This window comes from Hypericibacter terrae (assembly GCF_008728855.1).
Taxonomy (GTDB): domain Bacteria; phylum Pseudomonadota; class Alphaproteobacteria; order Dongiales; family Dongiaceae; genus Hypericibacter; species Hypericibacter terrae.
The window spans coordinates 1,800,366-1,825,190 of the sequence record NZ_CP042906.1; the positions used below are offsets into that span (position 1 = coordinate 1,800,366).

General features: G+C 65.4%; 24 protein-coding genes. 13 read left to right on the top strand and 11 right to left on the bottom strand.

Features of this window, described 5'->3' with window-relative positions:
- The first annotated feature begins 65 nt into the window (after positions 1–65).
- The 6 genes from FRZ44_RS08270 to FRZ44_RS08295 all read left to right on the top strand — a co-directional run bounded on the left by FRZ44_RS08270 (position 66) and on the right by FRZ44_RS08295 (position 5,213).
- A complete protein-coding gene (locus tag FRZ44_RS08270; protein WP_225308598.1) occupies positions 66–506 on the top strand; it encodes a hypothetical protein in 441 nt (146 codons plus the stop codon).
- A 99-nt stretch (positions 507–605) separates the two neighbouring features.
- The gene (locus tag FRZ44_RS08275) at positions 606–1,811 is read left to right on the top strand and encodes a patatin-like phospholipase family protein (RefSeq protein WP_151176742.1); all 1,206 of its coding nucleotides are present in this window, start codon (positions 606–608) and stop codon (positions 1,809–1,811) included.
- Between the two features lie 40 nt (positions 1,812–1,851).
- Positions 1,852–2,589 carry an acetoacetate decarboxylase gene (locus tag FRZ44_RS08280; RefSeq protein WP_151176743.1) on the top strand — a complete coding sequence of 246 codons (738 nt, stop codon included), beginning with the start codon at positions 1,852–1,854 and terminating at the stop codon, positions 2,587–2,589.
- Between the two features lie 36 nt (positions 2,590–2,625).
- Positions 2,626–3,408: a 3-hydroxybutyrate dehydrogenase gene (locus FRZ44_RS08285; protein WP_151176744.1), complete on the top strand. Its 783-nt coding sequence runs from the start codon at positions 2,626–2,628 to the stop codon at positions 3,406–3,408.
- A 54-nt stretch (positions 3,409–3,462) separates the two neighbouring features.
- Complete coding sequence (locus tag FRZ44_RS08290; RefSeq protein ID WP_151176745.1) at positions 3,463–3,654, top strand: hypothetical protein; 192 nt, start codon at positions 3,463–3,465, stop codon at positions 3,652–3,654.
- Positions 3,655–3,704: 50 nt separating this feature from the next.
- On the top strand, positions 3,705–5,213 hold the full coding sequence (locus tag FRZ44_RS08295) for an adenylate/guanylate cyclase domain-containing protein (protein ID WP_191908482.1): 1,509 nt from the start codon (positions 3,705–3,707) through the stop codon (positions 5,211–5,213).
- A gap of 41 nt (positions 5,214–5,254) precedes the next feature.
- Here the strand turns inward: FRZ44_RS08295 and FRZ44_RS08300 are convergent, their stop codons facing one another.
- Positions 5,255–6,397 (bottom strand): MFS transporter, encoded by a 1,143-nt coding sequence (locus FRZ44_RS08300; RefSeq protein WP_151176747.1) that lies wholly within the window; start codon positions 6,395–6,397, stop codon positions 5,255–5,257.
- 310 nt (positions 6,398–6,707) lie between these two features.
- On the opposite strand from FRZ44_RS08300, the gene FRZ44_RS08305 reads away from it, so the two are divergent.
- Both FRZ44_RS08305 and FRZ44_RS08310 read left to right on the top strand, forming a co-directional pair.
- Positions 6,708–7,397, top strand: coding sequence for a glutathione S-transferase N-terminal domain-containing protein (locus tag FRZ44_RS08305; protein ID WP_151176748.1), 690 nt, complete (start codon positions 6,708–6,710; stop codon positions 7,395–7,397).
- Positions 7,398–7,582: 185 nt separating this feature from the next.
- Positions 7,583–8,746, top strand: coding sequence for a trans-sulfuration enzyme family protein (locus FRZ44_RS08310; protein ID WP_151176749.1), 1,164 nt, complete (start codon positions 7,583–7,585; stop codon positions 8,744–8,746).
- On the opposite strand, the gene FRZ44_RS08315 is transcribed toward FRZ44_RS08310, so the two are convergent.
- The 9 genes from FRZ44_RS08315 to FRZ44_RS08355 form a co-directional block, all read right to left on the bottom strand.
- Positions 8,743–9,825 carry an NAD(P)/FAD-dependent oxidoreductase gene (locus FRZ44_RS08315; RefSeq protein WP_151176750.1) on the bottom strand — a complete coding sequence of 361 codons (1,083 nt, stop codon included), beginning with the start codon at positions 9,823–9,825 and terminating at the stop codon, positions 8,743–8,745. The genes FRZ44_RS08310 and FRZ44_RS08315 overlap by 4 nt on opposite strands.
- Positions 9,826–9,841: 16 nt before the next feature.
- The gene (locus FRZ44_RS08320; RefSeq protein ID WP_151176751.1) at positions 9,842–10,990 is read right to left on the bottom strand and encodes a C45 family autoproteolytic acyltransferase/hydolase; all 1,149 of its coding nucleotides are present in this window, start codon (positions 10,988–10,990) and stop codon (positions 9,842–9,844) included.
- Positions 10,991–11,133: 143 nt separating this feature from the next.
- Positions 11,134–11,331, bottom strand: coding sequence for a hypothetical protein (locus FRZ44_RS08325; protein WP_151176752.1), 198 nt, complete (start codon positions 11,329–11,331; stop codon positions 11,134–11,136).
- 379 nt (positions 11,332–11,710) lie between these two features.
- Positions 11,711–12,910 carry a Bcr/CflA family multidrug efflux MFS transporter gene (locus tag FRZ44_RS08330; RefSeq protein WP_151176753.1) on the bottom strand — a complete coding sequence of 400 codons (1,200 nt, stop codon included), beginning with the start codon at positions 12,908–12,910 and terminating at the stop codon, positions 11,711–11,713.
- Positions 12,911–13,136: 226 nt separating this feature from the next.
- The gene (gene pstB, locus FRZ44_RS08335; protein WP_151176754.1) at positions 13,137–13,901 is read right to left on the bottom strand and encodes a phosphate ABC transporter ATP-binding protein PstB; all 765 of its coding nucleotides are present in this window, start codon (positions 13,899–13,901) and stop codon (positions 13,137–13,139) included.
- 3 nt (positions 13,902–13,904) lie between these two features.
- The gene (pstA, locus tag FRZ44_RS08340; protein ID WP_151176755.1) at positions 13,905–14,744 is read right to left on the bottom strand and encodes a phosphate ABC transporter permease PstA; all 840 of its coding nucleotides are present in this window, start codon (positions 14,742–14,744) and stop codon (positions 13,905–13,907) included.
- A gap of 3 nt (positions 14,745–14,747) precedes the next feature.
- Positions 14,748–15,743 carry a phosphate ABC transporter permease subunit PstC gene (gene pstC / locus FRZ44_RS08345; protein ID WP_151176756.1) on the bottom strand — a complete coding sequence of 332 codons (996 nt, stop codon included), beginning with the start codon at positions 15,741–15,743 and terminating at the stop codon, positions 14,748–14,750.
- 106 nt (positions 15,744–15,849) lie between these two features.
- Positions 15,850–16,908, bottom strand: a complete 1,059-nt coding sequence (pstS, locus tag FRZ44_RS08350) for a phosphate ABC transporter substrate-binding protein PstS (protein WP_151176757.1) — start codon at positions 16,906–16,908, stop codon at positions 15,850–15,852.
- A 479-nt stretch (positions 16,909–17,387) separates the two neighbouring features.
- A complete protein-coding gene (locus tag FRZ44_RS08355; RefSeq protein ID WP_151176758.1) occupies positions 17,388–17,609 on the bottom strand; it encodes a hypothetical protein in 222 nt (73 codons plus the stop codon).
- 230 nt (positions 17,610–17,839) lie between these two features.
- Here FRZ44_RS08355 and FRZ44_RS08360 point away from each other — a divergent pair, with 230 nt between their 5' ends.
- Complete coding sequence (locus FRZ44_RS08360) at positions 17,840–18,025, top strand: hypothetical protein (protein ID WP_151176759.1); 186 nt, start codon at positions 17,840–17,842, stop codon at positions 18,023–18,025.
- Positions 18,026–18,135: 110 nt separating this feature from the next.
- Here FRZ44_RS08360 and FRZ44_RS08365 read toward each other — a convergent pair whose 3' ends face one another.
- Positions 18,136–20,487, bottom strand: coding sequence for a mechanosensitive ion channel domain-containing protein (locus FRZ44_RS08365; RefSeq protein ID WP_151176760.1), 2,352 nt, complete (start codon positions 20,485–20,487; stop codon positions 18,136–18,138).
- A gap of 759 nt (positions 20,488–21,246) precedes the next feature.
- Between FRZ44_RS08365 and FRZ44_RS08370 the strand changes: the two genes are divergently transcribed.
- The 4 genes from FRZ44_RS08370 (at position 21,247) to FRZ44_RS08385 (ending at position 24,821) form a co-directional block, all read left to right on the top strand.
- Entirely contained in the window at positions 21,247–22,584 is a 1,338-nt protein-coding gene (locus FRZ44_RS08370) for an ABC transporter substrate-binding protein (RefSeq protein WP_151176761.1), read from the top strand.
- A 106-nt stretch (positions 22,585–22,690) separates the two neighbouring features.
- On the top strand, positions 22,691–23,671 hold the full coding sequence (locus FRZ44_RS08375; protein ID WP_151176762.1) for a carbohydrate ABC transporter permease: 981 nt from the start codon (positions 22,691–22,693) through the stop codon (positions 23,669–23,671).
- Positions 23,668–24,624 (top strand): carbohydrate ABC transporter permease, encoded by a 957-nt coding sequence (locus FRZ44_RS08380; RefSeq protein WP_151176763.1) that lies wholly within the window; start codon positions 23,668–23,670, stop codon positions 24,622–24,624. Before FRZ44_RS08375 ends, FRZ44_RS08380 begins: the two co-directional genes overlap by 4 nt.
- Positions 24,621–24,821 (top strand): hypothetical protein, encoded by a 201-nt coding sequence (locus FRZ44_RS08385; RefSeq protein ID WP_191908483.1) that lies wholly within the window; start codon positions 24,621–24,623, stop codon positions 24,819–24,821. The genes FRZ44_RS08380 and FRZ44_RS08385 overlap by 4 nt, the downstream gene beginning before the upstream one ends.
- Positions 24,822–24,825 lie beyond the last annotated feature (4 nt).

The following is a 24,825-nucleotide window of genomic DNA, read 5'->3' on the forward strand; positions in this document are numbered from 1 at the left end:
TCATCGCCCCGGACACGGCAAGACCGCAGCGAACAGCGACTGATTCTGACGCGGAGTGCATCGTCATGAACGCAACCCTGAATAATCCCGCCGTTTCGATCGCGGTGGTCGTCATGGCCACGCTCAATGGAATATTCCTCTCCGTGAATGGGCTCTTCATGCTCCTCAGTCCGTTGACGTGGTATCAAGCCGTTCCAGGTGTGACCGAGACAGGCTTCTTCAATCAGCACTTTGTCCGCGACATCGGGATCATTCAGCTGTTCCTCGGTGTTGCCTTCGTTGTCGGTCTGATCCGGCCGGAGCGCCGCGTTGAGCTTTGGGCCGCGGCGACGCTGTGGCTCTGCGCGCACGCGATCTTCCACTTCTGGGAAGTCGCGGTCGGGATCTGCTCGCCTTCCGTCATTCCCCGCGATTTTCCCGCCGTCACCCTGCCGGCGATCTTCGGGGCACTATTGACCCTCTGGGCGATCAGTTCGCCGCGCGCCAAGCACGTCACGACCGCCTGAGATCAGGCGCCAACGTCACCATTGACGAAACATCGAGGGGCGCCCGGGGCACGGGTGTCCTGCCCGTAACGCGCGGATAAGCGGATAAAGGGTACGGACATGACACAGACATTGACGCAAAACGCCGTAAGGGCCACGCGCCGCAAGAGCAAGACGCATCAGATTGGCGAGCGGCCCCCTTTCGATTGCGTGGCGCTCGTGCTGCAGGGCGGCGGCGCTCTGGGCGCTTATCAGGGCGGCGTCTATCAGGGGCTTGCGGAGGCCGGGCTTCATCCCGACTGGGTGGCGGGCATCTCCATCGGCGCCATCAACGCGGCGCTCATCGCCGGCAATCCGCCGGAGAGGCGCGTCGAGCAACTGCGGGAATTCTGGGAGCTTATCACCGCCAATCCGGGCGGCGGATGGCTCGGGGGCTTCGGGGCGACGATGATGCGTGGCGACCTGGCCCGTGGCACCTTCGGTCAGATCGCCGCCGCGAATGCGCTGATGAACGGCGCTCCAGGCTTCTTCAAGCCGCGCCAGCCCAATCCCTGGCTGCAAGCGCCCGGCACGCCGGAGGCCACGAGCTACTACGATACCTCGCCGCTGCGGGCGACGCTCGAACAGCTGGTCGATTTCGACCGTATCAACACATCGGAGCAGATGCGATTCAGCGTCGGCGCCGTCAATGTTCGCACCGGCAACTTCGCCTACTTCAACGCCCGTACACACCATATCGGGCCGCAGCACATCATGGCCAGCGGTGCATTGCCCCCCGGCTTTGCGGCCGTGGAGATCGATGGGGAGCATTACTGGGACGGCGGGTTGGTGTCGAACACACCGCTCGAATGGGTGGTCGACAGGGAAGGGCGCGAGGACATGCTCATCTTCCAGGTCGATCTCTGGAATGCGCGGGGTCAATACCCCGCCACGATCGCCAATGTGATGTCGCGCGAGAAGGAGATTCAGTTCTCCAGCCGGACGCGCGCCGCCACCAATGCCGTCCGCCGTCGCCGAAGACTCGGGTCGGCGCTGGCGACGCTGCTCGAACGGGTGCCTGACGATCTCAAGGCCGGGCTGGACATGCGTCTGCTCGAGGATGCTGCCGATCTCAGCGTCTACAACATCGTCCAGTTGATCCATCGCGCCAGGAGCTTCGAGGGTCAGTCGAAGGACTATGAGTTCTCGCGCCTGGCGATGGAGGAGCATTGGAAGGCCGGCTATCACGACGCGGTCCGCACATTGCGTCATCCCGAGATCCTGCAACGACCCAGCGCCGCCGACGGCGTCTTTACCTTCGATCTGGCTGTCGATGGCCGGGATTGATCTCCGCAACCTCGTCTCCCCAGGAGGGATCGCTTCCATCATGAAAGCTCAAGATATCCGGGAACAGGCGTTCGCCATGCCGTTGACCAGTCCGGCTTATCCGCCAGGCCCCTATCGCTTTGTCGACCGCGAATATCTGATCGTCACCTATCGCACGGACCCTGACAGGCTGCGCGCGCTGGTTCCGGAGCCGCTGGAGATCGATGAGCCGCTGGTGAAGTACGAGTTCATCCGCATGCCAGATTCGACCGGCTTTGGCGACTACACCGAGACCGGACAGGTCTTCCCGGTGACGCTCGACGGCCGAAAGGGCAGCTATACCCATTGCATGTTCCTCAACGACGAGGGGCCGATCGCCGGCGGTCGCGAGATCTGGGGGTTTCCCAAGAAGCTGGCGAGCCCCAGCCTTCGCAAGGAGGTCGACACGCTGGTCGGCACGCTCGACTACGGCCCGTTACGCGTCGCCACCGCAACGATGGGCTACAAGCATCGGGCAGCCGATCTCGAGGCCGTGCGCGCCTCCCTGGAAGCGCCGAACTTCCTGCTCAAGATCATTCCGCATGTCGACGGCAGCCCGCGCATTTGCGAGCTGGTCGAATACGCCCTGACGGACATCAATCTGAAGGGCGCCTGGACCGGGCCGGGGGCGCTCGCGCTGGCTCCACACGCGCTGGCTCCAGTGGCGGAACTGCCCGTTCTGGAGATCGTTTCGACGACACACATCCTCGCCGACTTGACGCTCGGTCTCGGCGTCGTCGTGCATGACTACCTGACCTGAGCGGTATATCCCCTTCCATCCCCCAGGAACTCATCCATGCGTCTCAAGAACAAAGTTGCCGTCGTTACCGGTGCCGCCAGCGGCATCGGCAAGGAAATCGCCACCCTTTTCCTGCGCGAGGGTGCGAATGTCGTGATCGCCGATCTCAACCAGGCAGGCGCGGACTCTGTCGCTGCCGAGCTCGCCGGTCCGGACAAGCGCGCCATCGGCGTCGGAATGGATGTGACGAGCGAGGCGCAGGTCGATGCCGGCATGGCCAAGGCGGTCGCGGCGTTCGGCGGAATCGACGTCCTCGTGAGCAACGCCGGCATCCAGACCGTCGCACCGATCGACGAATTCGACTTCGCCAAATGGAAGCAACTGCTGGCAATCCATCTCGACGGCGCTTTCCTGACGACGCGGGCGGCGCTGCGCGAGATGTACCGGAGCGACCGCGGCGGCAGCGTGATCTATATGGGCTCGGTTCATTCCAAGGAGGCGTCCGCGCTCAAGGCGCCCTATGTGACGGCCAAGCACGGCCTGATCGGTCTGGCCAAGGTCGTCGCCAAGGAAGGCGCGAAGCATGGCGTGCGCGCCAATATCATTTGCCCCGGCTTCGTGCGTACGCCTTTGGTCGACAAGCAGATCCCCGAACAGGCCAAGGCACTCGGTATCCCCGAAGCCGAGGTCGTCAAGAATGTGATGCTGAAGGAAACCGTCGACGGCGAATTCACGACGGCGGATGACGTGGCGCAGGCGGCGCTGTTCTTCGCCAGCTTCGGCAGCAATGCGTTGACCGGCCAATCGCTGGTCGTGAGTCATGGCTGGTTCATGCAATAGGCGGAGCGGGATGAGCCTGCTTGCCGGATAGCCGGCTGTCGAGGGCGGCGTTCCATGAAAAGCGAGAAGACCCTGGACGAACTGTTGGACGAGCCGATCGTGCATCTGCTCATGGGCCGAGACGGAGTCGAGGCACAGGAGGTTCGGGCCCTGGTCGAGCGGCTCCGCCGTCGAATTGCGGCGAATGACGCCCATCCGCTGCGCCAGGCCATGTCACGCAGTCATCGAGAGCCCGACCTCAGGTAACCGTTTGAGCATAGGCGATGCCCCGTAGTCTCTTGCCCCCGCGGATTCAATTGAGCGCCCTCGACCGGCGAATCGCGCTGGCGTTGACGGAGGAGCGACAGCGCAGCGGCCGTCTGGGCGCGCACGCCCTGACGCTGGCCTTTGTGGCGGTCGCCGTCTGGTGCGCCCTGGTCCATCCCTGGCCCGGCGCCGTCTTCTATCTTGGGATCGTCGCCGCCTTTGTAGGTCTCGCCTGGGCCTGGGGATGGCTAGCGAGGCGCCCGTTACCGGCCTGGCTGGTCCTCGGTTTCGTGCTGGCGAATGCCATCTTGCTCACCGTAACGCTCCTTGTTCCCAATCCGCTCGACCCGCCGCCCTGGCCCCTGCAGATGAAACTGCGCCCGCCGGCGTTCCCCTTTTTCCTGATGCTGATTGCCTGGTCGACATTCACTCTGTCGCCATGGCTCGTGCTTGGCGCCGCGCTCATCGCCATCGCGGCGTGGAGCGTGGGCGTCGGCATTGTGGCCTTCCGGACCGATACCCTGCTTGGGTTCGGCCTGCCGGGGGGACCGGATCTGGCTGAATCTCTCGCACGCTATTTGGATCCGCGTTTCGTGGATGGGGCGGCCTGGGCGTCAGGGGTGTTCGTCGCCTGTCTTGTCGCCGGCATCCTCGCCGTCGTCGTGGGCCGGATGCGGCGGCTGGTGCGCGTGCAGGCGCGGATCGAACGCGCCCGGGACAATCTCGCCCGTCATGTCTCGGCCAATCTGGTCGAGGAGTTGGCCGAGGTGGATGAACCCTTCGGCCCGGCCCGGAATCAGGAGGTGGCGATCCTCTTTGCGGACGTCGTCGGCTTCACCAGCCTTTGCGAGAGTCTGGACCCCCAGGCAGTGGTGACGATGTTGCGCGGCTTCCACGAGCGCATGGCAGATTGCGTGTTCGAGCATGGCGGAACGCTCGATAAGTTCGTCGGCGACAGCGTGATGGCGACTTTCGGCACTCCCCAGCCGAGCCCCCATGACGCCGCCAATGCGCTCGCCTGCGCCCGGTCGATGCTGAAGCGGCTGGAGGAATGGAACGCAGAGCGCCAGACGCACGGCGAACCGGCCCTCCAGGCGGGAATCGGCCTGCATTTCGGACCGGTGGTGCTGGGCGATATCGGCAATAAGCAGCGTATCGAGTTCGCGGTCCTGGGAGATACCGTCAATACGGCGAGCCGCCTCGAGGGGCTGACCCGCCATCTGGGCGCATCGTTGGTGGTCAGTCAGGCGGTGGTCGATCGGGTTCTGGATCAGGTTGGCGGTCAGGCGATCGGAGACATGCGCCGACATTCGCCGGTAGCCGTCCGTGGTCGCCTACAGGCCGTGGATGTGTGGATCCTGCCCAGCGGACGGCGCGACCGCCGGCGCGCTCTGGCGGAACGCGAGCAGGCGGCGGATGGGCATGATCGGAACAGTTCATCGGCGCCGGATTGGAACTCCGGATCGGCGCGATACAGAGCCCCCGAGACAGACGAGGTCGTCGGCCAGGCGGTCTTGGTGGCAGGCGCGGGTTTCGCCCTCGAGCCCGTTGACCGGTAGGGCGCCGCTCGCTGTCGCCGGCCTGCGCCGCTCGGAATGCCCTATGTCGGGCGGCGGATCATGCGCCAGACCGCGAACAATCCGATCAGCACATGGGCCGCGGCGAGATAGACGAAATAGCCGGGCGGCCCCAGATGCTGCATCGCCTGGCCGACCGTCACCGGGCCCAGGATCGCGCCGATCCCATAGGCCAGCATCAGGCTCGAGCTCGCGGCCACCATCTGGTCGGGCTCGAGACGGTCATTGGCATGGGCGACCGACAGCGAATAGATCGGCATGCCGAGCCCGCCATAGAGGAACACGATCGTCAGCAGGCCGACCCGCGAGACATCGGCGACGTAGAGGCCGGCGAGGCAGAGTACCGCCAGGACGGTGGTGAGGACGGTGATGATGCGCCGCCGGTCGAACCGGTCCGCCAGCCAGCCGAGCGGCCACGGAAAGATGGCGCTGCCGACGACGGCGAGCGCCATATAGAGCGAGACCTCGGACACCGAGAAGCCGATCGCCTTGGCATAGACGGCGCCCATCCCCGAGAAGCCGCTCAGGGTGAGGCCGGCGCCGAAAGTGCCGATGGTCCCCAGGGGCGACATCCGCCAGAGCGTGCGCAGCGAAAGCTTGCGCGATTCGCCGAAATGCGGCTGCGGCGCGCTCACCAGCAGGACCGGCAGCACCGACGCCGAGATCAGGATCGCGACCAGGGTGAAGAGCTGGAAACCGGCGGGGTCGTGCAGGTTGAGCATGAGCTGGCCGCTGGCGATCGAGGCCGCCTGGATCACGGTGTAGCCGGCCAGCAGCCGGCCGCGGTTCTCGTTGGAGGCCCGGTCGTTGAGCCAGCTCTCGATCACGACATAGAGGCCGGAATAGCAGAAGCCCGTCAGCGCGCGGAAGAAGGTCCAGCTCTGCCAATAGACGAACACGGCCTGGATCAGGATCGCCATGCTGGCGGTGGCGGCGAGCGCCGCGAAGACCCGGACATGGCCGACCCGCTCGACGATCTTGGGGGTCAGCTGCGAGCCGAACAGGAAGCCCACATAATAGCCCGACATGATGATGCCGGTGACCGAAGCCGGAAAGCCCTCGAGCGTCGCCCGCAAGGCCAGGAGCGAGCCCTGCAGGCCGTTGCCGGCCATGATCAGGGCGACCCCGATCAGGAGCGGTGCGGTGGCGAGGAGGACGGCGCGCATGAATGGATCGGAGGGAGACCGGAGGGGGTAGGGCGGGGCCAGGATCTGCGACCGCCACCTTATCCCCGCTTCAGGGCGCTGTCATAACACTGTCACATCCCGCTGCCGGGAGACCCTTTTCGGGTTTTGCCGGGACTGTCAGACTGGCCTGAATCGGCGCCGTTTTCGGTTCGAGGCGGCCGGCCACGAACAGCCTTTCACCCGACGCGGTTACTGGCGAGAGCGTTGCGGGGCTTTCCCGAATTGCCTAACTACCAAACATGGGGGCCGCCTCGAGGGGCCCGTCACTCACGAAGGACCGGAAGCCACGATGATCGAGCTTTACAGCTGGGCCACGCCCAACGGCCACAAGATCCACATCATGCTGGAAGAAACCGGGCTGCCCTACAACGTGCATGGGGTCGATATCGGCCGCGGCGATCAGTTCAAGCCCGAATTCCTCGCCTTCAGCCCCAACAACAAGATCCCGGCCATCATCGATACGGAAGGGCCGGACGGAAAACCGATCTCGATCTTCGAATCCGGCGCCATCCTGATCTATCTCGCCGAGAAGACCGGGAAGTTCCTGCCGAAGGCGCCGCGCGGGCGCTACGAGACCCTGGAATGGCTCATGTTCCAGATGGGCAGCATCGGTCCGATGCTGGGCCAGGTGCACCATTTCCGCGGCTATGCGCCGGAGCAGATCCCCTACGCGATCAACCGCTATACCAACGAGGCCAAGCGGCTCTACGGCGTGCTCGACAGGCGGCTCGCCGACCGCCCCTTCGTCGCCGGCGACTATTCGATCGCCGACATGGCGATCTTCCCCTGGCTTCGATCCTGGGACCGCCAGGGCGTCCAGCTCTCGGACTATCCCAACACCAAGCGCTGGTTCGACCAGATCGCGGCCCGGCCCGCGGTGATCAAGGCCGTGACGGTGCTGAGCGAGGTCCAACGCGCCGAGATGGATGCGAAGGCGAAAGAGATGCTGTTCGGCGCCACGCAATATCAGAAGCGCTGATCGGCGCGGTCTCTGCGAGCTTTATCCCCCTCTCTCTTCTGCGGGAGAGGGCGAGGGAGAGGGAACGCTCGATGCCGACACCGCGTCATCCCCCTCCCTGACCCTCCCCCGCAAGGCGCGGGAGGGCACAAGAGTAATCGCGCCCGCGTGACGCTCGCCTTCGTTCGGCGCTAGGATGGCGCGCCATGAGCAAGAAATCCCACTCCCCCTGGACGAACCTCAATCCCGCCACCATCGCGGCGCAGGGCCTCGGCTGGATCGACGCCGAGACCGGCGCGGTCGTGCCGCCGATCCACAACGCCACGACCTATGCGCGCGACGAGAACTATGAGCTGATCGGCGGACGCTCCTATGCGCGGCCGAACAACCCGACCTTGGAGCAACCGGAGACCCTGCTGGCGGCGCTCGAGGGCGGCGAGGCGGCGGCCCTGTTCGCGTCCGGCATGGCCTCGGCCGTCACCCTGTTCCAGGCGTTCTCGCCCGGCGACCATGTGGTGGCGCCGCGCTCGATGTATTGGGGCTTGCGCGACTGGCTGACCGGCGAGGGCCGGCGCTGGGGCCTCGCGGTCGATCTGGTGGACACCACGGTCCTGGAAGCGGTGGCCTCGGCGGTGCAGCCGGGCCGCACCCGGCTGATCTGGATCGAGACGCCGGCCAATCCGGATTGGGGCGTGACCGACATTGCCGGCGTCGCCGCCATCGCCAGGCGGGCCGGGGCGCGGCTGGCCGTCGACAACACCGTGCCGACGCCGGTGCTGACCAGGCCCCTGGCGCTGGGTGCCGACATCGTGATGCATTCGGCGACCAAATATCTGAACGGTCACACCGACCTGCTGGCGGGCGCGCTGGTGACGGCGCGCCAGGACGAGCTCTGGCAGCGCATCCTGGCGGTGCGCGGCAGCGGCGGTGCCGTGCTCGGCGCCTTCGAAGCCTGGCTCTTGCTGCGCGGCATGCGGACTCTGTTCGTGCGGGTCCGCCACGCCTCTTCGTCCGCCCTGGCGATCGCGCGCCATTTCGACGGCCATGCCAAACTGGTCGAGGTGCTCTATCCCGGGCTCCATCGCCATCCCGGCCATGCGGTGGCCGCGCGGCAGATGGAGGGCGGTTTCGGCGCGATGCTCTCGCTGCGGGTCAAGGGCGGGGCGGAGGGCGCGTTGACGGTCGCGAACCGATGCCAGCTCTGGGTGCGGGCGACCTCGCTCGGCGGGACGGAGAGCCTGCTCGAGCATCGCGCCTCGGTGGAGGGCCCCAGCAGCCCGGTGCAGAAGGATCTGCTGCGGCTGTCCGTCGGGCTCGAAGACACGGGCGACCTGATCGAGGATATGGAGCAGGCGCTGAAGGCGGTCTAGCTGTCGAACCGTTCGGGACGGCAGGAGTCGAGCAGCGCCACGCGCGGGCTCTCGAGGATTTCGGTTGTGGCGAGACGGCCGACGACCGGCGCCATGGTCACGCCGGCATGCATGACGGCAACATAGAGTCCATCGATCCGAACGCTGAAGCCGACGATCGGGCAGCCGTCGGCCGGAATCGGACGTATGCCGACGCTGACGCTTTCCAGTTCGATGCCGGTGGTTCCGCGCACATGTTTCTTCACGGCGGCGAGCGCGCGGCCCGCTATGGCATCGGGGCCATTCTCGGGCGACTCGTCGATGTAATCGTCGGCGGCAAGAAGACAACGATCGGTGGCCTGCCTGATCTCCATCTCGGAATTCGAGATGATCCCCTTGGCAAGGGGGCCGGCCGTCCTGTACCGCAGCAACAAGGCCGGCGACGGGTCGACGGGCAGATCCAGGCCGAGCGGACGACAGAGCCCGCGAGCATCCGTGCCTGCCGCCATGACGACGGCGTCGGCGCCGATGGTTTCGTCGCGCGTGCGTATGCCCGTGATTCCTCGGCCGTTCGACGCGAGCGCGATCACCTCCGTCGCAAGCCGGATATCGGCACCGGCCTGCCGGGCAGCGTCGACAAGGGCTGCGGTCGTAGCGACCGGATCGACCGCGCCCTCGCTGGCCGCATAGGCTGCACAGCGCGGCGGCTCGGCAAGGTTCGGCTCCAATTGCGCGATCTGGTCCCGCTCGATCAGCCGGACGTCATAGCCCGCCGCCGCATGCTCCCGGGCCAGCCGCTCGGTCTCGGCGAGGTCGCGATGCCAGGTCAGAGCGCCGCACCAATCCACCTGCAAGGCATGGCCGAGCTCCCGTTCCAGCCGGCGATAGTCCTGGATGGCAAGCAGGCGAAGCGCCGCGTAAGGCTTCGGCACGCCGTGCGAGACATTGATCCAGGCGAAGGCCTTGCGGGTCACGGCGCCAGCGGGCTGGCTCTTGTCGACCAGGATGACGGGCGCCCCGGCGCGCGCCAGGTGATAGGCAATGGAAGCGCCGACGATTCCCGCTCCGACCACGATCGTCTTGGGTTTCGTCGCCCTCATGTCGCCTTAAGCCAATTCACTCCGCGACGGCGCGGGTCGGCGCGCGGCGGGCGAGGCGGAAGGTCTGGTGCTCGAACGCCGACGGGGCGCCCGGCGCCACATGCGCGGTGATCTCCGAGCCGATGTCCCACATCACGCTGGCGAAGGTGAAGAAGCCGCTCTGGCGCCGGTCGGCGTTCTCGGTGGTGACCGAGACCGGATTGTCGGGATCGTCCTGCGAGGTGAGCGCGTCGCGCAGGACCGCCTGATCGAACGGGCCGCTGCGCCCCTGGAGCCGGCGATCGAGCGCGCTCATGCGCTGGCGTGTATTGTGACGCGCGCGCGCCGAGGCGTCCGATTCCGAGGGCTTCCCGCGATTGGGATTCGCCAGCGCATGGTTCGTGTGCCAGAGGCAGCCGGGGGCGGCGCCCGACGGCACGAAGGCGGTCGCATGGTCGCCCGAACATTCGAAATCGGCGATCTGCCGGCCGTCCGACAGAACATAATTCTGTCCCGACGCATGGCGGACCTGGCGCAGGACCCGGCTGGCCTCGTCAAAGCTGGATTGCGCCAGCAGGATCCGGCTGATGAAGGCCACGGGGACGCCGTCGGTGGCGCTCTCGAGATCGCCCAGCGTGTTCACGGTGAAGCCGACACCGGCGCTGTTGACGCCGCAGAGGCCGATCATGCCGGCCATCGTCAGCATGACGGCGTCGATGCCCGGCGCCACGTCGCGGATCCGCAGCAGTGCCTGGAGCCCGTCGCTCCAGCGCGCGAGATCCATGTTCTGCGCCAGCAAGGCACCGCCGCCCGGCCGAAGGCTGGCGACGGCACTGCAATGATGCGGGGTCTCTTCCGCCTGACGCCGCTTCAGCCCCACGGAATACCACCATTCTTCGTCCATGAACTGGGCGGCAAGGACGGCCTCATAGGGCAGCTCGGCGCCCTCGGCGATCCCGCGAACCTCGTCGAGGAGGTCGGGCGCGTGGCGCTCGATCGCAGCGACGAACCGGGTCTCGGCCAGGAACTGGCCGATGAACCGGTCGGACGGCATCGACATGAAGGATTCGATCTCGGCCCGCCAGCGCCGATCGCGCTCGCGCACCAGCGCCTTGAGCTGGCGTCCATGCTGACGCCCGCGCTCGCGCGGGGATCCGCCGATGTCAGCGACGGCGAGAGTGGCCATGGCCGCGATTCCTCATTCCTGACCGCACCGGACCGGTGCAGGGAGGCAGAGTAGGCGGGCCGTGGGGCCGCCGGCAAGCGTTGCCGGCGGGCCTGACAGGGGAGCGCCCGAGGAGGCTCGGGCAGGCAATTTCAGGGGTGGTCTTAGTGTTGCGCGCTCATCTCGGAACGGACCGTGTTCTTCGCCGCGTTGCGCTGCGGGATCAGGGCGGTCAATTCCTTGCGGGCGGCTTCCAGCGAGTGGCGTTCACGCTGGTCTTCGCGGTCGAACACTTCAATGCAGCTGAGCTTGATCTCGACGAGGTCGAGCAGTGTTTCAAGGGAGCGTTTCGAAAGCGACATGGTTTCCTCCATCCTACCTGGATCGTGCGGGGCCATAACGACACTTACCTGCGCCGTGAAACCACATTTGCGCCGTCATTTTTAAGAAGAAATGAATCGAATGTAGTTATCCACAGATTTCCATGAAGGAACGGGCTTAACGCGATCTTACCGTCGCCGTTCCGGTCCGGGATTCGCCCGATTCCCGGGCCTGACAGGAGGGGTGGCGTGCTTAACGCGATCGGGCAAGAAACAGGGCAAAGAATTTGTAGAGTCGGGGAGATTCGCCGTCATTCGTGGCCCGGAAGGCCTGGTCCGAAGGGCCGCTGACATGGGGCCCCCTAAGCCCTGATGCAAACGGGTCACAGGGGCAGGAAGTTCTGTCGACGGGTACCCGGAATCACACGCGCGCCGCCGGCCCGCCCACCAGCCAGCGATGCAGGATCAGGCCGAGCGTGCCGCAGATCGCGATGATGATCGCCATCGGCAGCGCGCTTTCCTGATGAATGGCGCCGACCGCGGTCGCGGCGACAGCCGCGACCGAGAATTGCAGCGTTCCCACCTGGGCCGATGCGCTGCCGGCCTGCGCTCCTTGCGGCGCCATCGCGAGCGCAATCGCATTCGGGCTGACGAGGCCCACGCAGCCGACATAGACGAAGAGCGGAATGGCAATGCCGAAAGGACCGCCCAGGCCCGTCGCGGCGGCGACGACCAGTGCCAGGGCGGCGATCATCTGCAGCCCATTGCCGAAGCGCAGGATCCTGTCGGCGCCATAGCGATGGACGATGCGGCCATTGACCTGCGAGGCGAAGATGAGGCCCGCGGCGTTGGCGCCGAAGATCCAGCCGAAATGCTCGGGCGCCACGCCATAGAGCTCGATGAAGACGAAGGGCGAGCCGGCGATGTAGGCGAACATACCGGCCGCATTCATGCCGCCCGAGAGCGCATAGCCGACGAAACGCCGGTCGCGGAGCAGTGCTGCGTAGCGCCCCAGCACGGGGCCCAGCGACAGCGAGTGCGCGGTGTTGCGGTCGTGGGTCTCGGGCAGCCGCAGCGCCACGGCCGCGAGCGAGGCGAAGGCCAGCGCCGCCAGCAGCCAGAAGATCGCCTGCCAGCCGAACCAGACCAGCAGATAGCCCCCGAGCAGGGGCGCCAGGATCGGCGCCACGCCCATCACCAGCATGAGGGCGGAATAGATGCGCGCCGTCTCCTTGGGCTCGAACAGGTCGCGCACCATGGCCCGGGCGACGACCGCCCCGGAGCAGGCGCCGATCGCCTGCAGAACCCGCAGGGCGGTCAGCGCTTCGATCGATTGCGTCAGCGCGCAGGCTATCGAGGCGAGGCCGAACAGCACGAGCCCGACATAAAGCGGCGGCTTGCGGCCGAACCGGTCGGCGACCGGACCATAGAGGGCCTGGCCCAGCGCGAAGCCGAGGAAGAAGCTCGCCAGCGTTCGCTGCACCTCGGCCGTCGTCGCCAGGAACGCGCGCTCGAGCGTCGGCAGGGCCGGAAGATACATGTCGATCGCCAGCGGCGCAAAGGCGGTCAGCGCGCCGAGGATGACGACGAGTTCGAGGTGGGAGGTGCGGCGGGCGGCCATGGATGACGTTTCGGTGACGGGACGGGCACCGTAACGGGCCCATGCGGTCGCCGCAAAGGAATCGCGCCGGGCGCAACCCTCCCCCTACCCCCTCCCGCAAGGGGAGGGGGCTAGAAGGAAGGCGCGCGAGAAGGGGCGGGAGAGACCAGAATAAATCCAAGCCCCCTCCCCTTGCGGGAGGGGGTTAGGGGGAGGGGTCTTCGAAGGGCTGGGCGCCTGAGCGTTATCAGCCGAAGCGGCCGGTGATGTATTCCTCGGTCTTCTTCTGCTTGGGCTTGGTGAAAACCTTCTCGGTCTCGCCGAACTCGATCAACTCGCCCAGGAACATGAAGGCCGTGTATTGCGAGACGCGCGAGGCCTGCTGCAGATTGTGGGTTACGATCGCGATCGTGTACTCCTCCTTCAGCTGCTCGATCAGCTCCTCGATCTTCGCGGTCGAGATCGGATCGAGCGCCGAGCAGGGCTCGTCCAGCAGGATCACCTCGGGCTTGGTCGCGACCGTCCGGGCGATGCAGAGTCGCTGCTGCTGGCCGCCCGAGAGCCCCAGGCCGCTGGCATGGAGCTTGTCCTTGACCTCGTCCCAGATGGCGGCATGGCGCAGTGCATGCTCGACCCGCCCGTCCAGTTCCGACTTGGGCAGGCGCTCATAGAGGCGGATGCCGAAGGCGACATTGTCGTAGACCGTCATGGGGAAGGGCGTGGGCTTCTGGAACACCATCCCGACGCGCGCGCGCAGCAGATTGATGTCCTGGGCGCCGTCCAGGATGTTCTTGCCGTCGAGCAGCACTTCGCCCTCGGCGCGCTGCTTGGGATACATCTCGTAGATCCGGTTGAGGACGCGCAGCAGGGTCGATTTGCCGCAGCCGGAAGGCCCGATGAAGGCCGTCACTTCACGCTCGTGGATCGAGAGATTGATGCTCTTCAGTGCCTTCGAGTTTGCGTAATAGAAGGACAGATTGTTGACGGCAACCTTCACCGCGGACGCGGCCATGTGTTATCTCCGTTTCGATCCCAGGACGCGCGCGCCGATGCTGAGGGCCAGCACCGCGAAGGTGATGAGCAGCGCGCCGGTCCAGGCCAGTTGCTGCCACTCCTCGTAGGGGCTCATGGCGAACTGGAAGATGGTGACCGGCAGGCTCGCCATCGGCGAATTGAAGTTGTTGCTCCAGAACTGATTGTTGAGCGCGGTGAAGAGGAGCGGGGCGGTTTCGCCGCTGATGCGCGCCACGGCCAGGAGGATGCCGGTGATGATGCCGGACTGGGCCGCCTTGTAGGCGACCTTGGAGATCATGGTCCAGCGCGGAGCGCCCACCGCCGATGCCGCCTCGCGCAAGGGATCGGGGATCAGCCGCAGCATGTCCTCGGTGGTGCGGACCACCACCGGGATCACGATGATGGCGAGCGCCACCGCGCCGGCCCAGGCCGAGAAATGGCCCATCGTCGTCACGATCACCTCATAGACGAACAGCCCGACCACGATCGAGGGCGCGCTCAGGAGAATGTCGTTGATGAAGCGGATGATCACCGAAAGCTTGGCGTGACGGCCATATTCGGCGAGGTAGGTGCCGGCCATGATTCCCAGCGGCGTGCCGAAGATCACGGCCAGGGTCGTCATCACCAGGCTGCCGAGGATCGCGTTCTGGAGTCCGCCCGCGGAGCCCGGGGGTGGCGTGCCCTCGGTGAAAACCGCCAGATTGAGGCCGCTCAATCCGTGGATCACGAGCGTGAGGAGGATAACCGCAAGGCAGCTCAATCCGATCGCCGTGGCGACGAAACAGGAGGTCAGGAAGACCCGGTTCCGGATGCGCCGGAGGGCATAGATCCTTGCGTCCATGGCTCAGCCTCCCGTCTTGCGTTCGATGCGCAGCAGCATGTAGCGCGCCAGGGCCAGCACGATGAAGGTGATGATGAAGAGGATCAGGCCGAGGGAGATCAGAGACGAGGTGTAGATGTCCTCGACCGCCTCGGTGAACTCGTTGGCGATCGAGGCCGAGATCGTCGTGCCCGGGGCCAGGATCGAGGCGCTAATGCGGTGCGCGTTGCCGATGACGAAGGTGACCGCCATGGTCTCGCCCAGCGCGCGGCCCAGGGCCAGCATGATGCCGCCGGTGACTCCGACCCGCGCATAGGGCAGCACGACCTTCCACATCACCTCGCGCCGGGTGCAACCGAGGCCATAGGCCGATTCCTTGAGCATCGGCGGCACGGCGTCGAAAACGTCGCGTGTCACCGAGGTGATGAAGGGAAGCACCATGATGGCCAGGATCAGCCCTGCCGTCAGGACGCCGATGCCGTAGGGCGGCCCGGCGAAAATGGAATTGAGCACGGGCACCGAGCCGAAGATTTCGATCAGCCAGGGCTGGACGGTGGTCTGCAGGATCGGGGCCAGCACGAACAGGCCCCAGATGCCGTAGATGATGCTGGGGACGCCGGCCAGGAGCTCGATCGCGATGCCCACGGGGCGGCGGAGGACGGGCGGGCAGAGCTCGGTCAGGAAGGTCGCGATGCCGATACCGATGGGGACCGCGATGATCATGGCGATGGCCGAGGTGAGCAGCGTGCCATAGATCGGTGCCAGGGCACCGAACTGCCCGGTCACCGGGTTCCAGGATTCGTTCCAGAGAAAGCCGAAGCCGAAGGTCCCGAGGGCGGGCGCGGCGCCGATCACAAGTGACACCATGACGCCGACGAGGATGCCGAGGACCGCGAGTGCCGAGGTCTGGGTCAGGCGATGGAAGAAATGATCCTTGCGGGAGAAGCGGCGTGCCGCGGCGAGGCGGCTGGAATCCATGGGAGGAGCGGCACTGTATTGCGGCATGGCGGCTTCGGACATGCAGGCAGATCCTCCGGATTTGCAGACCGCGGGGAGGCTTCTCGGAGCCTCCCCGCGACCTGAGCGGCACTTAGGGAGTCAATCGCACCCTTCGACGACAGCCGTCTTACATGCTGCCGCTATAGATCGCCGTGCCGGTCGAGCCCTTGATGCTTTCCTTCCAATAGGCGTGGATCAGCTTCACGACGGAGTCGGGCATCGGGATATAGTCGAGGTCCGAGGCCATCTGATCGCCATTGGCGTAGGCCCAATCGAAGAATTTGAGGGCTTCGATCGAGGCGGCCTGATCGGTCGGGCGGCGCTGCATCATGATGAAGGTCGCCGCCGTGATCGGCCAGCTCTGGGCGCCGGGCTGATCCGTCAGGATCATGTAGAAGCCTTTGGCGCTGCCCCAATCGGCACCGGCCGCTGCCGCCGTGAAGGCGTCGGCTGTCGGGGCGACGGTCTGACCATCATGGTTGACCATCTTCGTGAAGGTCAGCTTGTTCTGCTTGGCATAGGCATACTCGACATAGCCGATCGAGCCGCCGGTCTGACCGACGTTCGCGGCAACGCCCTCGTTGCCCTTGGCGCCGATGCCGGTGGGCCACTGGACGGCCGTGTTCGAACCGACCGAGTCGGCCCATTCCTTGCTCATCTTCGAGAGATAATTGGTGAAGATGAAGGAGGTGCCCGATCCGTCCGAACGATGCACGATCGCGATCGCCTGGGAGGGGAGCGTCAGGCTCGGATTCAGCTTCTTGATCGCCGCGTCGTCCCATTTGGTGATCTTGCCGAGGAAGATGTCGGCGAGCGTCGGGCCATCGAGCACCAGGTCGCCCGGATTGATGCCTTCGAGATTCACCACCGGCACCACGCCGCCCATCACGGTCGGGAACTGGGCCAGCCCCGCCTTGTCGAGCTCCTCGGGCGTCAGCGGCTTGTCCGAGGCGCCGAAGGTCACGGTGTTGGCGGTGATCTGCTTGATGCCGCCGCCCGAGCCGATCGACTGGTAGTTCAGGCTGTTGCCGCTGATCTGCTTGTAGGCGTCCGCCCACTTCGCATAGATCGGATAGGGGAAGGTCGCGCCGGCGCCGGAAATCTCGGCCGCCGAGGCTGCGCTGACGAAGCCGGCCGCCGCAACGCCGACCGCCAGAAGCCGAATGGCTTTTACAGACAAGTTCATGGGAACCCTCTCATTTGGTGAGATGCCATCTGCCGCGAGCGCCAAGAACCCATTCGCCCCCGTCGCGACCTGGCGGCCGAACGAGACGCCAACATGCCGTTTGAATTTATTGAGGTTGGATGAAAGTTATGTGACGGCGCCTGCGGCCGTAGCGCCCATCGGAACGAAGGCGCTCGCGCAGCGGCGTCGAGCGCCTCGTCCGCTCAATGTGAACTTTCCGCAATGATGGGAAGCGGGACCCCGCCGAGACACGGGTCGCCGGCGCTCGCAACGGACGAGCTTTTCGAATCGCCCTCGGATCGTCGGGATGCCGGTCGCGGGGAGCGTTCCCTTACCGGACTCCTGCATCACCGCTTATGCAACCCGCGATCCGGGTCGACGCAAGAATCAAGATGTCACTTGCGGAGGGAGAGTCGACAGCGCGCCCGGCGATGGGACGGAAAGACCGTCACAACCGGGGCGCGTGCCGAAAATGAAGTTCAGCTTTTCCGTGCGCCGACGAGAAGCAGCGCCGCGCCGCCGATGATGGCCGCGACGCCCGCCCACAACGGAATGTTGACCGTCTCCTTTTCCTGGACCGACAGCTCGAGGGTTCCGATCTGCGCTTCATGGGTTTTCGTGGTGTAGGTGAAACCGCCATAGGCGAGCGCCAGAACGCCGGCGGCAATGAGAACAATGGCGACGAGTCGCGATGCATTCATGAGGTATCTCCGTGGAATCGACTTATGATTAACGGCGGCGGGGCATAGCGTGTTATAGCAGACGAACCGGTCGGCCCGGGTCTTCTCGAAGGCGGGTGTTCCGCCTGTCGGGTTTGGTTCCCGGGAACTTGGCAAGCCCCGCCTGCGTTTGACGGGGTGGTGCGGTTCCGCCGCAACCTCAATCGGGGTTGCGGGTATTTCAGGAACGAGTGTCCCTCAAGGAGGGTTTCATGGTTTTGCTTGCCATCAATGTTCTCGTGATCATTGTCATCGGCGCGATCTTCTTCTGGGTCGTCGACCGCTTCGTGCGCGACGGCCGCCTCGGCAACCTGCTGAAGATCCTGATCGTGCTGGTCTGCCTGGGCGCCATTCTCGTCCGTGTGCTCCCGATGCTGGGTGCCGGCGGGGTCTTGTAGCGAAAGTCCCGCAGGACGCCTTTCCCGCCTGAAATTCACCGCCGTCCCGCTGCCGAGAGGCAGCGTCCGGGCGCGGCTGCACGGAGCGCCGAGGCCGGCGATGTCCGCTGTCATGCGGACGTCGCCGGCTCGTCTTTGTGCGGCGGCTCGGAGGTCGCTGCGGGCGGGGGCAGGGAGATGCTGCGGGCGGGCGAGCGCATGTCGATCCGCTCGCGATCGAATTCCTCCTTGAGCAGACCCTGGAAGCGACGGGTCACGGCCCATTGCATGCCGGGCGCCACCTTCACGCGCGCCAGCACCGTGACGGCGAGATCGCCGAAACCGTCGACCCCCAGCATTTCGACCTCGTCCCAGATCTTGGCCTTGAATTCGGGCTCCTGGCGGATCCTCTTCACGATCTCCACGATGATCTTCTGCACCTCCGCGACATCGGCGTTGTAGGCCACGTTCACGCGGAAGACGGCGAAGGCGAAATCCTTGGTCGAGTTGCTGACGATGGTGATGTCGCTGAAGGGAACCGTGTGCAGGGTCCCGTCGAAATCGCGCAAGCGGATCGCGCGCAAGGTCATCAGCTCGACGACCCCGCTCTTGCCGCCGGCGGCGACCACATCGCCGACGGCCATCGTGTCCTCGACCAGCGCCGAGACGCCGCCCAGCATGTCCTTGACCATCGCCTGGGCGCCGAAGCCGACGGCGATGCCGACCACGCCGGCACCGGCGATCAGGGGTCCGATATCGATCCCGATCTCGGAGAGACTGATCAGGACCACGAAGAGCGCCAGCACGGCCAGGCTCACCTGCCGGAACAGAGGCAACAGCGTGCGGAGCCTGGCGGCGCGCCTCAGGCCTTCGAGCGTTTGATCGTCCGGCCGGATCAGCCGCTCCATGCCGAAATTGAGCAGTTCCCAGAGAATCAGGCCGACCGCGGTGATGATCGAAATCGAGATCAGGCTGCCGATGATCCTCTCGCCGCCGACCGTCGCGAGCCAGGCCACGATCGGGACGCTCCAGGTCTCCGCGACGGCAAGGACGGCGATCACGGCGACCGCGGCCAGGATCAGCCAGATGACGGCATGGACATAGAGTTTGACCCGGCCGCCGAAGGAGGCGTTGCGCTGATGGATCCGTCCGGTGCGGACCTCCAGCCGGGTCCGGAGGTGGCGCACACCCACCATGATCAGGGCAATGACGGCGGCGATGAAGGCGGTGGTCGCGGTGGCGCGGGCCAGGAACAGGATGCCGTCGCCGCCCCGCGTCAGCCAGACCAGGAGCGCGAAGGCGATATAGGCCAGCACCGGCCAATGCCAGACGCTTTCGAGCCAGCTGCGGCTGCGCTCCACCGCGGTCTGCGGCTCCTCCGCCGCATCGAGCCGGTTGGAACGTGGCCGGCATTGCCAGACACGCAGGGCCAGGAGAGCGGCCACCACGACGCCGAGGAGATCGAGCAGGAACTGGTAGATATGCGGGGGCAGGCCGGCGGCGCCCATCGCGATCGCGGCGAAATAGCCGAAGGCCGCGACGCCGATGATGGTGCTGACGGTGCCGTAAATATCGCGCGCCGAGCGGTTCGGCAGCTTCACGAGACGCAAGCCGGGCGCTGTCGGTGCCAACAGGAAGAAGGGAATGAGGCTCAGGACCGCGGTGACGACATGGGCATTGACGATCGCGACGGCGATCAAGGTCGCCAGCGGATCGGGGCGGAATACCGCGACCATCGCCATGGCCGCGATCCAGAAACCGACGATCGGCAGCAGCCGCAGGAGCGTAAAGCCCAGCGCCAGCGGCACGCGCCGCCAGATCGTGGCCGGCGTCTGTCGCTCGAGCCGGCGCCGCCAGGCCAGATAGAGGAGCGGCAGTCCGAACTCGACCACGCCGCCGACGGCCAGGACCACCACCACCTGGCCGACCTCGAGCAGCAATCGCTCGCGGGTATCGGGATCGGAAAGACGGTGCTCCGCCCAGCGATAGAAGCGCGGGAAATCGTGGACGAAATCGCCGGCCTGGGCGACCGCCCGGCCGACGCCGGTCACCGCATCGCCCAGCGACACCAGGAGGCGGGTGGCCGGGGGTTCGGCCTCGGGCGTTTCCGCCTTGACGGCCGGTGCCTCGCCGGCCGCCGCTCGCAAGCCTTCGATGAGCTGCCCGCGCGCCTTGTCGTCCTGGAGGATCTGGATCAGGTGGTCGATGTCGGCGCGCGAAACGGCACCATCCGTCGCCGTCGCGCCGGCCTCCGGCGCGGTCGCTGTCGTGGTGGTGGTGGTCGCGGTCGGCGTGTCGGTCGCGCTGCCGCCGCTGGTCGTGGCACTGCCGGCGTCGGCGGCCTGGACTAGCGCCGGCGGCAGGGCCAGCAGCGCCAGGACCAGAACGAGACCGGCAGTCCGTGCCGGCCACCGCGTGGTTCGGAAGGGCAGGGGCGTTTCGCGGCCGGTCGCCCCGACCAAAAGGCCTCGCAGACAGTTCACCAACATCGTCTCCAATGAGAGAAAACAAAACGGATCCAGCGGCAGTCCGGGCAGGCCCGGTGTCTTTCAAAGCGATGTCATGTCGGGCAGATCATGGGGAGTCTAGCCGCTGCCTGCCATCGGCGCCACGCGTAATGAAACCCGAAACCGTGGCCGTACCGTGGCAAAACGTGAGTATTTGCCGAGGGTTCCTGCAATTTTTTCCGACCCGGGAGCTGGATTCTTTGGAGGTCCTCATGAGGAGGATCGATGCGCGGGGCCGCGGGCCACTTCCTCGCCACCCGGTCGTCTGTGAAAGGCCGGGCGAGCGCGTAAGGAGTTAAATCCTAGTTCGGCACCCGTTGCCGGATGGAGCGATTCTCGCGGAATAAGTAAACAATACTGCCTCAATCTTGGGCTGCGAAGCACGCGCCGGCGCCGGTCCGGTGTGTCTGATCTTCCCGCCACTCGCCGCAAGCAGAATGTAAATGCTCGCTGCGCCGCAGAGACTCGTCGATCATCCCCTGCGTCGGATGGCAAGCTTCACGCGCTATGCTGCAGCGCGACTTCGCACTCGCGAGACGGTTGGCTTGACGCATGTTTAGTTTAGTTGAGTATAGGTTCACTCAGCTCAACATGAGAGCAGCGGGTTCTCAGCGACCGTCCTCGGATCGACGACGAGGCCCGAACAAGAAAAAGATCGCGCGGATCGCGAAAACTGCGTCGGGCCCGGACTCTTAAGAAGCCGGGCCGTCTCACACAACTGGGGAGGATCGCTCAATGCGATTGTGGAAAACATGCCTGGCGGCCGCGGCTCTGGCGGCAGGCATCGCGGGCATCGGAGTCGGCAACGCTCAAGCCGAAGACAAGCAGATCACGCTCTGCTGGGCGGCTTGGGATCCGGCCAACGCGCTGGTCGAGTTGTCGAAGGACTTCACGACCAAGACCGGCATTCAGATGAAATTCGAGTTCGTGCCGTGGGAGCATTTTGCCGACCGCTTCCTGAACGAGCTGAACTCGAAGGGCAAGCTCTGCGACCTGTTGATCGGTGACAGCCAGTGGATCGGTGGCGCCGCCACCTATGGCCACTATGTCAAGCTCAACGACTTCTTCGACAAGAACGGCATCAAGATGGACGACTTCCTGCCGGCCGCGGTCTATGGCTATTCGACCTGGCCCAAGGGAACGCCGAATTACTGGGCCTTGCCGGCGATGGGCGATGCGCTCGGCTGGGTCTACCGCAAGGATTGGTTCGCAAGGCCGGAGCTTCAGGCCGAGTTCAAGGCGAAATACGGCCGCGACCTGGGCCCGCCCAAGACCTGGGACGAGCTCAAGCAGGTCGGCGAGTTCTTCCAGGGTCGGGAGATCGACGGCAAGAAGGTCTATGGCATGGCGATCTACACGGAGCGCGGCTCCGAGGGCATCACCATGGGCGTGACCGCGGCGCTCTATGCCTGGGGCTTCCAGTATCAGGATCCCAAGCAGCCCTATCACATGGACGGGTTCGTCAACAGCCCGGACGCCGTGAAGGCGCTCGAGTTCTACAAGTCGCTCTATAAATGCTGCGTCCCGCCGGGTCACTCAGACGCCTACATGACCGCCAATCTCGACGCCTACAAGTCGGGCCAGGTGGCGATGCAGATGAACTGGTTTGCCTTCTTCCCCGGCATCGCCAAGGATCCGGATGTCGGCGGCGACAAGTCGGGCTTCTTCGTCAATCCAATGGAGAAGGTCGAGGCCTCCACGCTCGGCGGCCAGGGCATCTCGGTGGTCAGCTATTCCGACAAGAAGGATCTGGCCCTCGAATATCTGAAGTGGTTCGCCCAGCCCGACGTCCAGCAGAAGTGGTGGAAGCTGGGTGGCTATTCCTGCGCCAAGGCGGTGCTCGAGGCACCTGATTTCCCGAAATCCGCGCCGTTCGCGGCGGACTTCCTCCAGGCGATGAGCCATGTCCAGGATTTCTGGCAGGAGCCGACCTACGCCGAGCTCCTCCAGGCGATGCAGAAGCGCGTGCATGACTACGTCGTGGCCGACAAGGGCACGGCGCAGGAAGCGCTCGACAAGCTGGTCGCCGACTGGAAGCAGGTCTTCATCGACGACGGCAAACTGACCGAATAGCATCGCGTCTTACGCCGGAATCCGGTCCGTATCCGCAAGGGTACTGGCCGGGCCCGGCGGCGGACGGCTGCAGGACGAACGGGATTTCCTTGGGACACGTCTCGATATGACCGACGCAACCAACATCGCGCCCCCTGGCGGCGTCGCTCAAGCGGAGCGACCCAGGCGGGCCCGGTCCGCCCCGGCGATCGGCGGCAAGCTGAAGGGGTTGAGCGACCGGTCGATAGCCTGGCTCTTCATCTCGCCGACGATTTTGCTGCTGCTGGCGATCAACATCTTCCCGTTGATCTGGGCGATCTATCTGAGCTTCACCAACTACCGCGCCAACAAGCCCGGCGTCCCCGTCAAGTGGGTGGGCTTGCGCAATTACGAGCAGATCCTCGGCAGCGACGACATCTGGGGCTATCTGCAGGCGACCGCCCATTTCGTCGTCTTCTCGATCGCGCTCCAGGTGCTGCTGGGATTCGGCCTGGCGCTCCTGATCAACAAGCGCTTCAAGGGTCATGCGACCTGGACCACCGTCATTCTGTTGCCGATGATGCTGTCGCCCGCCGTTGTGGGCTACTTCTGGACCTATCTGTTCCAGCCTCAGGCCGGCATCTTCAACTACATCATCGCCTTCTTCGCCGGCATCGAGCCGGACAGCTTCACCATGATCGGCGACGTCGATCTGGCACCCTGGGCGATCGTGCTGGTCGATACCTGGATGTGGACGCCCTATGTGATGCTGATCTGCCTCGCGGGCCTGCGCTCCATTCCCGATTACATCTATGAGGCGGCCGAGATCGACCGCGCCTCGCATTGGCGCCAGTTCTGGCACATCACCGTGCCGATGGTGCTGCCCTTCCTGATGCTGGCGGTTCTGTTCCGCGCCATCGAAAACTTCAAGATGTTCGACATGGTGGTCGACCTCACCTCGGGCGGGCCCGGCTCGGCCACGGAGCTGGCCTCGATCAATCTCAAGCGCGAGGCCTTCGAGAACTGGCGCACCGGCTACAGCTCGGCCTTCGCCATCATCCTGTTCGTGACCGTGTTCGGGGCCGCGAACATCTATGTGAAGATCCTCAACAAGGTGAAGCAGCGATGAGCGCCGCTGCCGACAGCGCCCGCACGGTTCTCGAACCGACGGCCCGGACCAAGTGGCTGTCCGGCGGGCTGGTCGTCCTCTATGCGCTGGTGGCGTCGATCCCGCTGCTCTGGATCGTCATGACCGGCTTCAAGACGCCGCCCGACGCGATCGCCTATCCGCCGAAGGTGTTCTTCTCGCCCTCGCTCGAGGGCTATGTGAACCTCTTCACCACCCGGACGCGGCAGACGCCGGAATATATGCAGAGCCTACCGCCGCCGGAGACCTGGTACGACGCGCTGGTGCGCACCCGCAACATGGTGATCGCGGGTCCGTCGCCCATCGGCGGTCGCTATATCAACTCGCTGATCGTGGGGTTCGGCTCGACCTTCCTCGCGGTCTTCCTCGGCACGCTCGCGGCCTACGGCTTCTCGCGCTTCAAGGTGCCGATCAAGGACGACCTGCTGTTCTTCATCCTCTCGACCCGCATGATGCCGCCGATCGCGGTCGCGATCCCGATCTATCTGATGTATCGCGTGCTGGGGCTGAGCGATACGCATCTGGGGCTGATCATTCTCTACACGGCCGTCAATATCAGCCTCGCGGTCTGGCTGCTGAAGGGCTTCATCGACGAGATCCCGCCCGAATATGAGGAGGCGGCGATGATCGACGGCTATACCCGCTTCCAGGCCTTCCGCATGGCGGTGCTGCCGCAGGCGGTGACGGGGATCGCCGCCACGGCGATCTTCTGCCTGATCTTCTCCTGGAACGAATATGCCTTCGCCCTGCTGCTCACCAGCGGCACGGCGCAGACGGCGCCGCCCTTCATCCCGACCATCATCGGCGAGGGTGGGCTCGACTGGCCGGCCGTGGGCGCCGGGACCACCCTGTTCCTGCTGCCGATCGTCATCTTCACCATCATCCTGCGCAAGCACTTGCTGCGCGGCATCACTTTCGGCGCGGTGCGCAAATGACGATGCAGACCGCCGAAAAACCCGGCTGGCGCCGGTGGCTCAAGCGGGGGCCGCTGGAGAATTTCGCCTGCTGCCTGATCGCGGCCGGCGTGATCATGCTGATGCAGCCGGTGGCGCTGGTCCTTTTCACCTATTCCTTCTCGGTCATCCTCGTGGGTACGCTCATGTTCGTGATCGTCAGCCATTTTCCGGAGTAGGCGG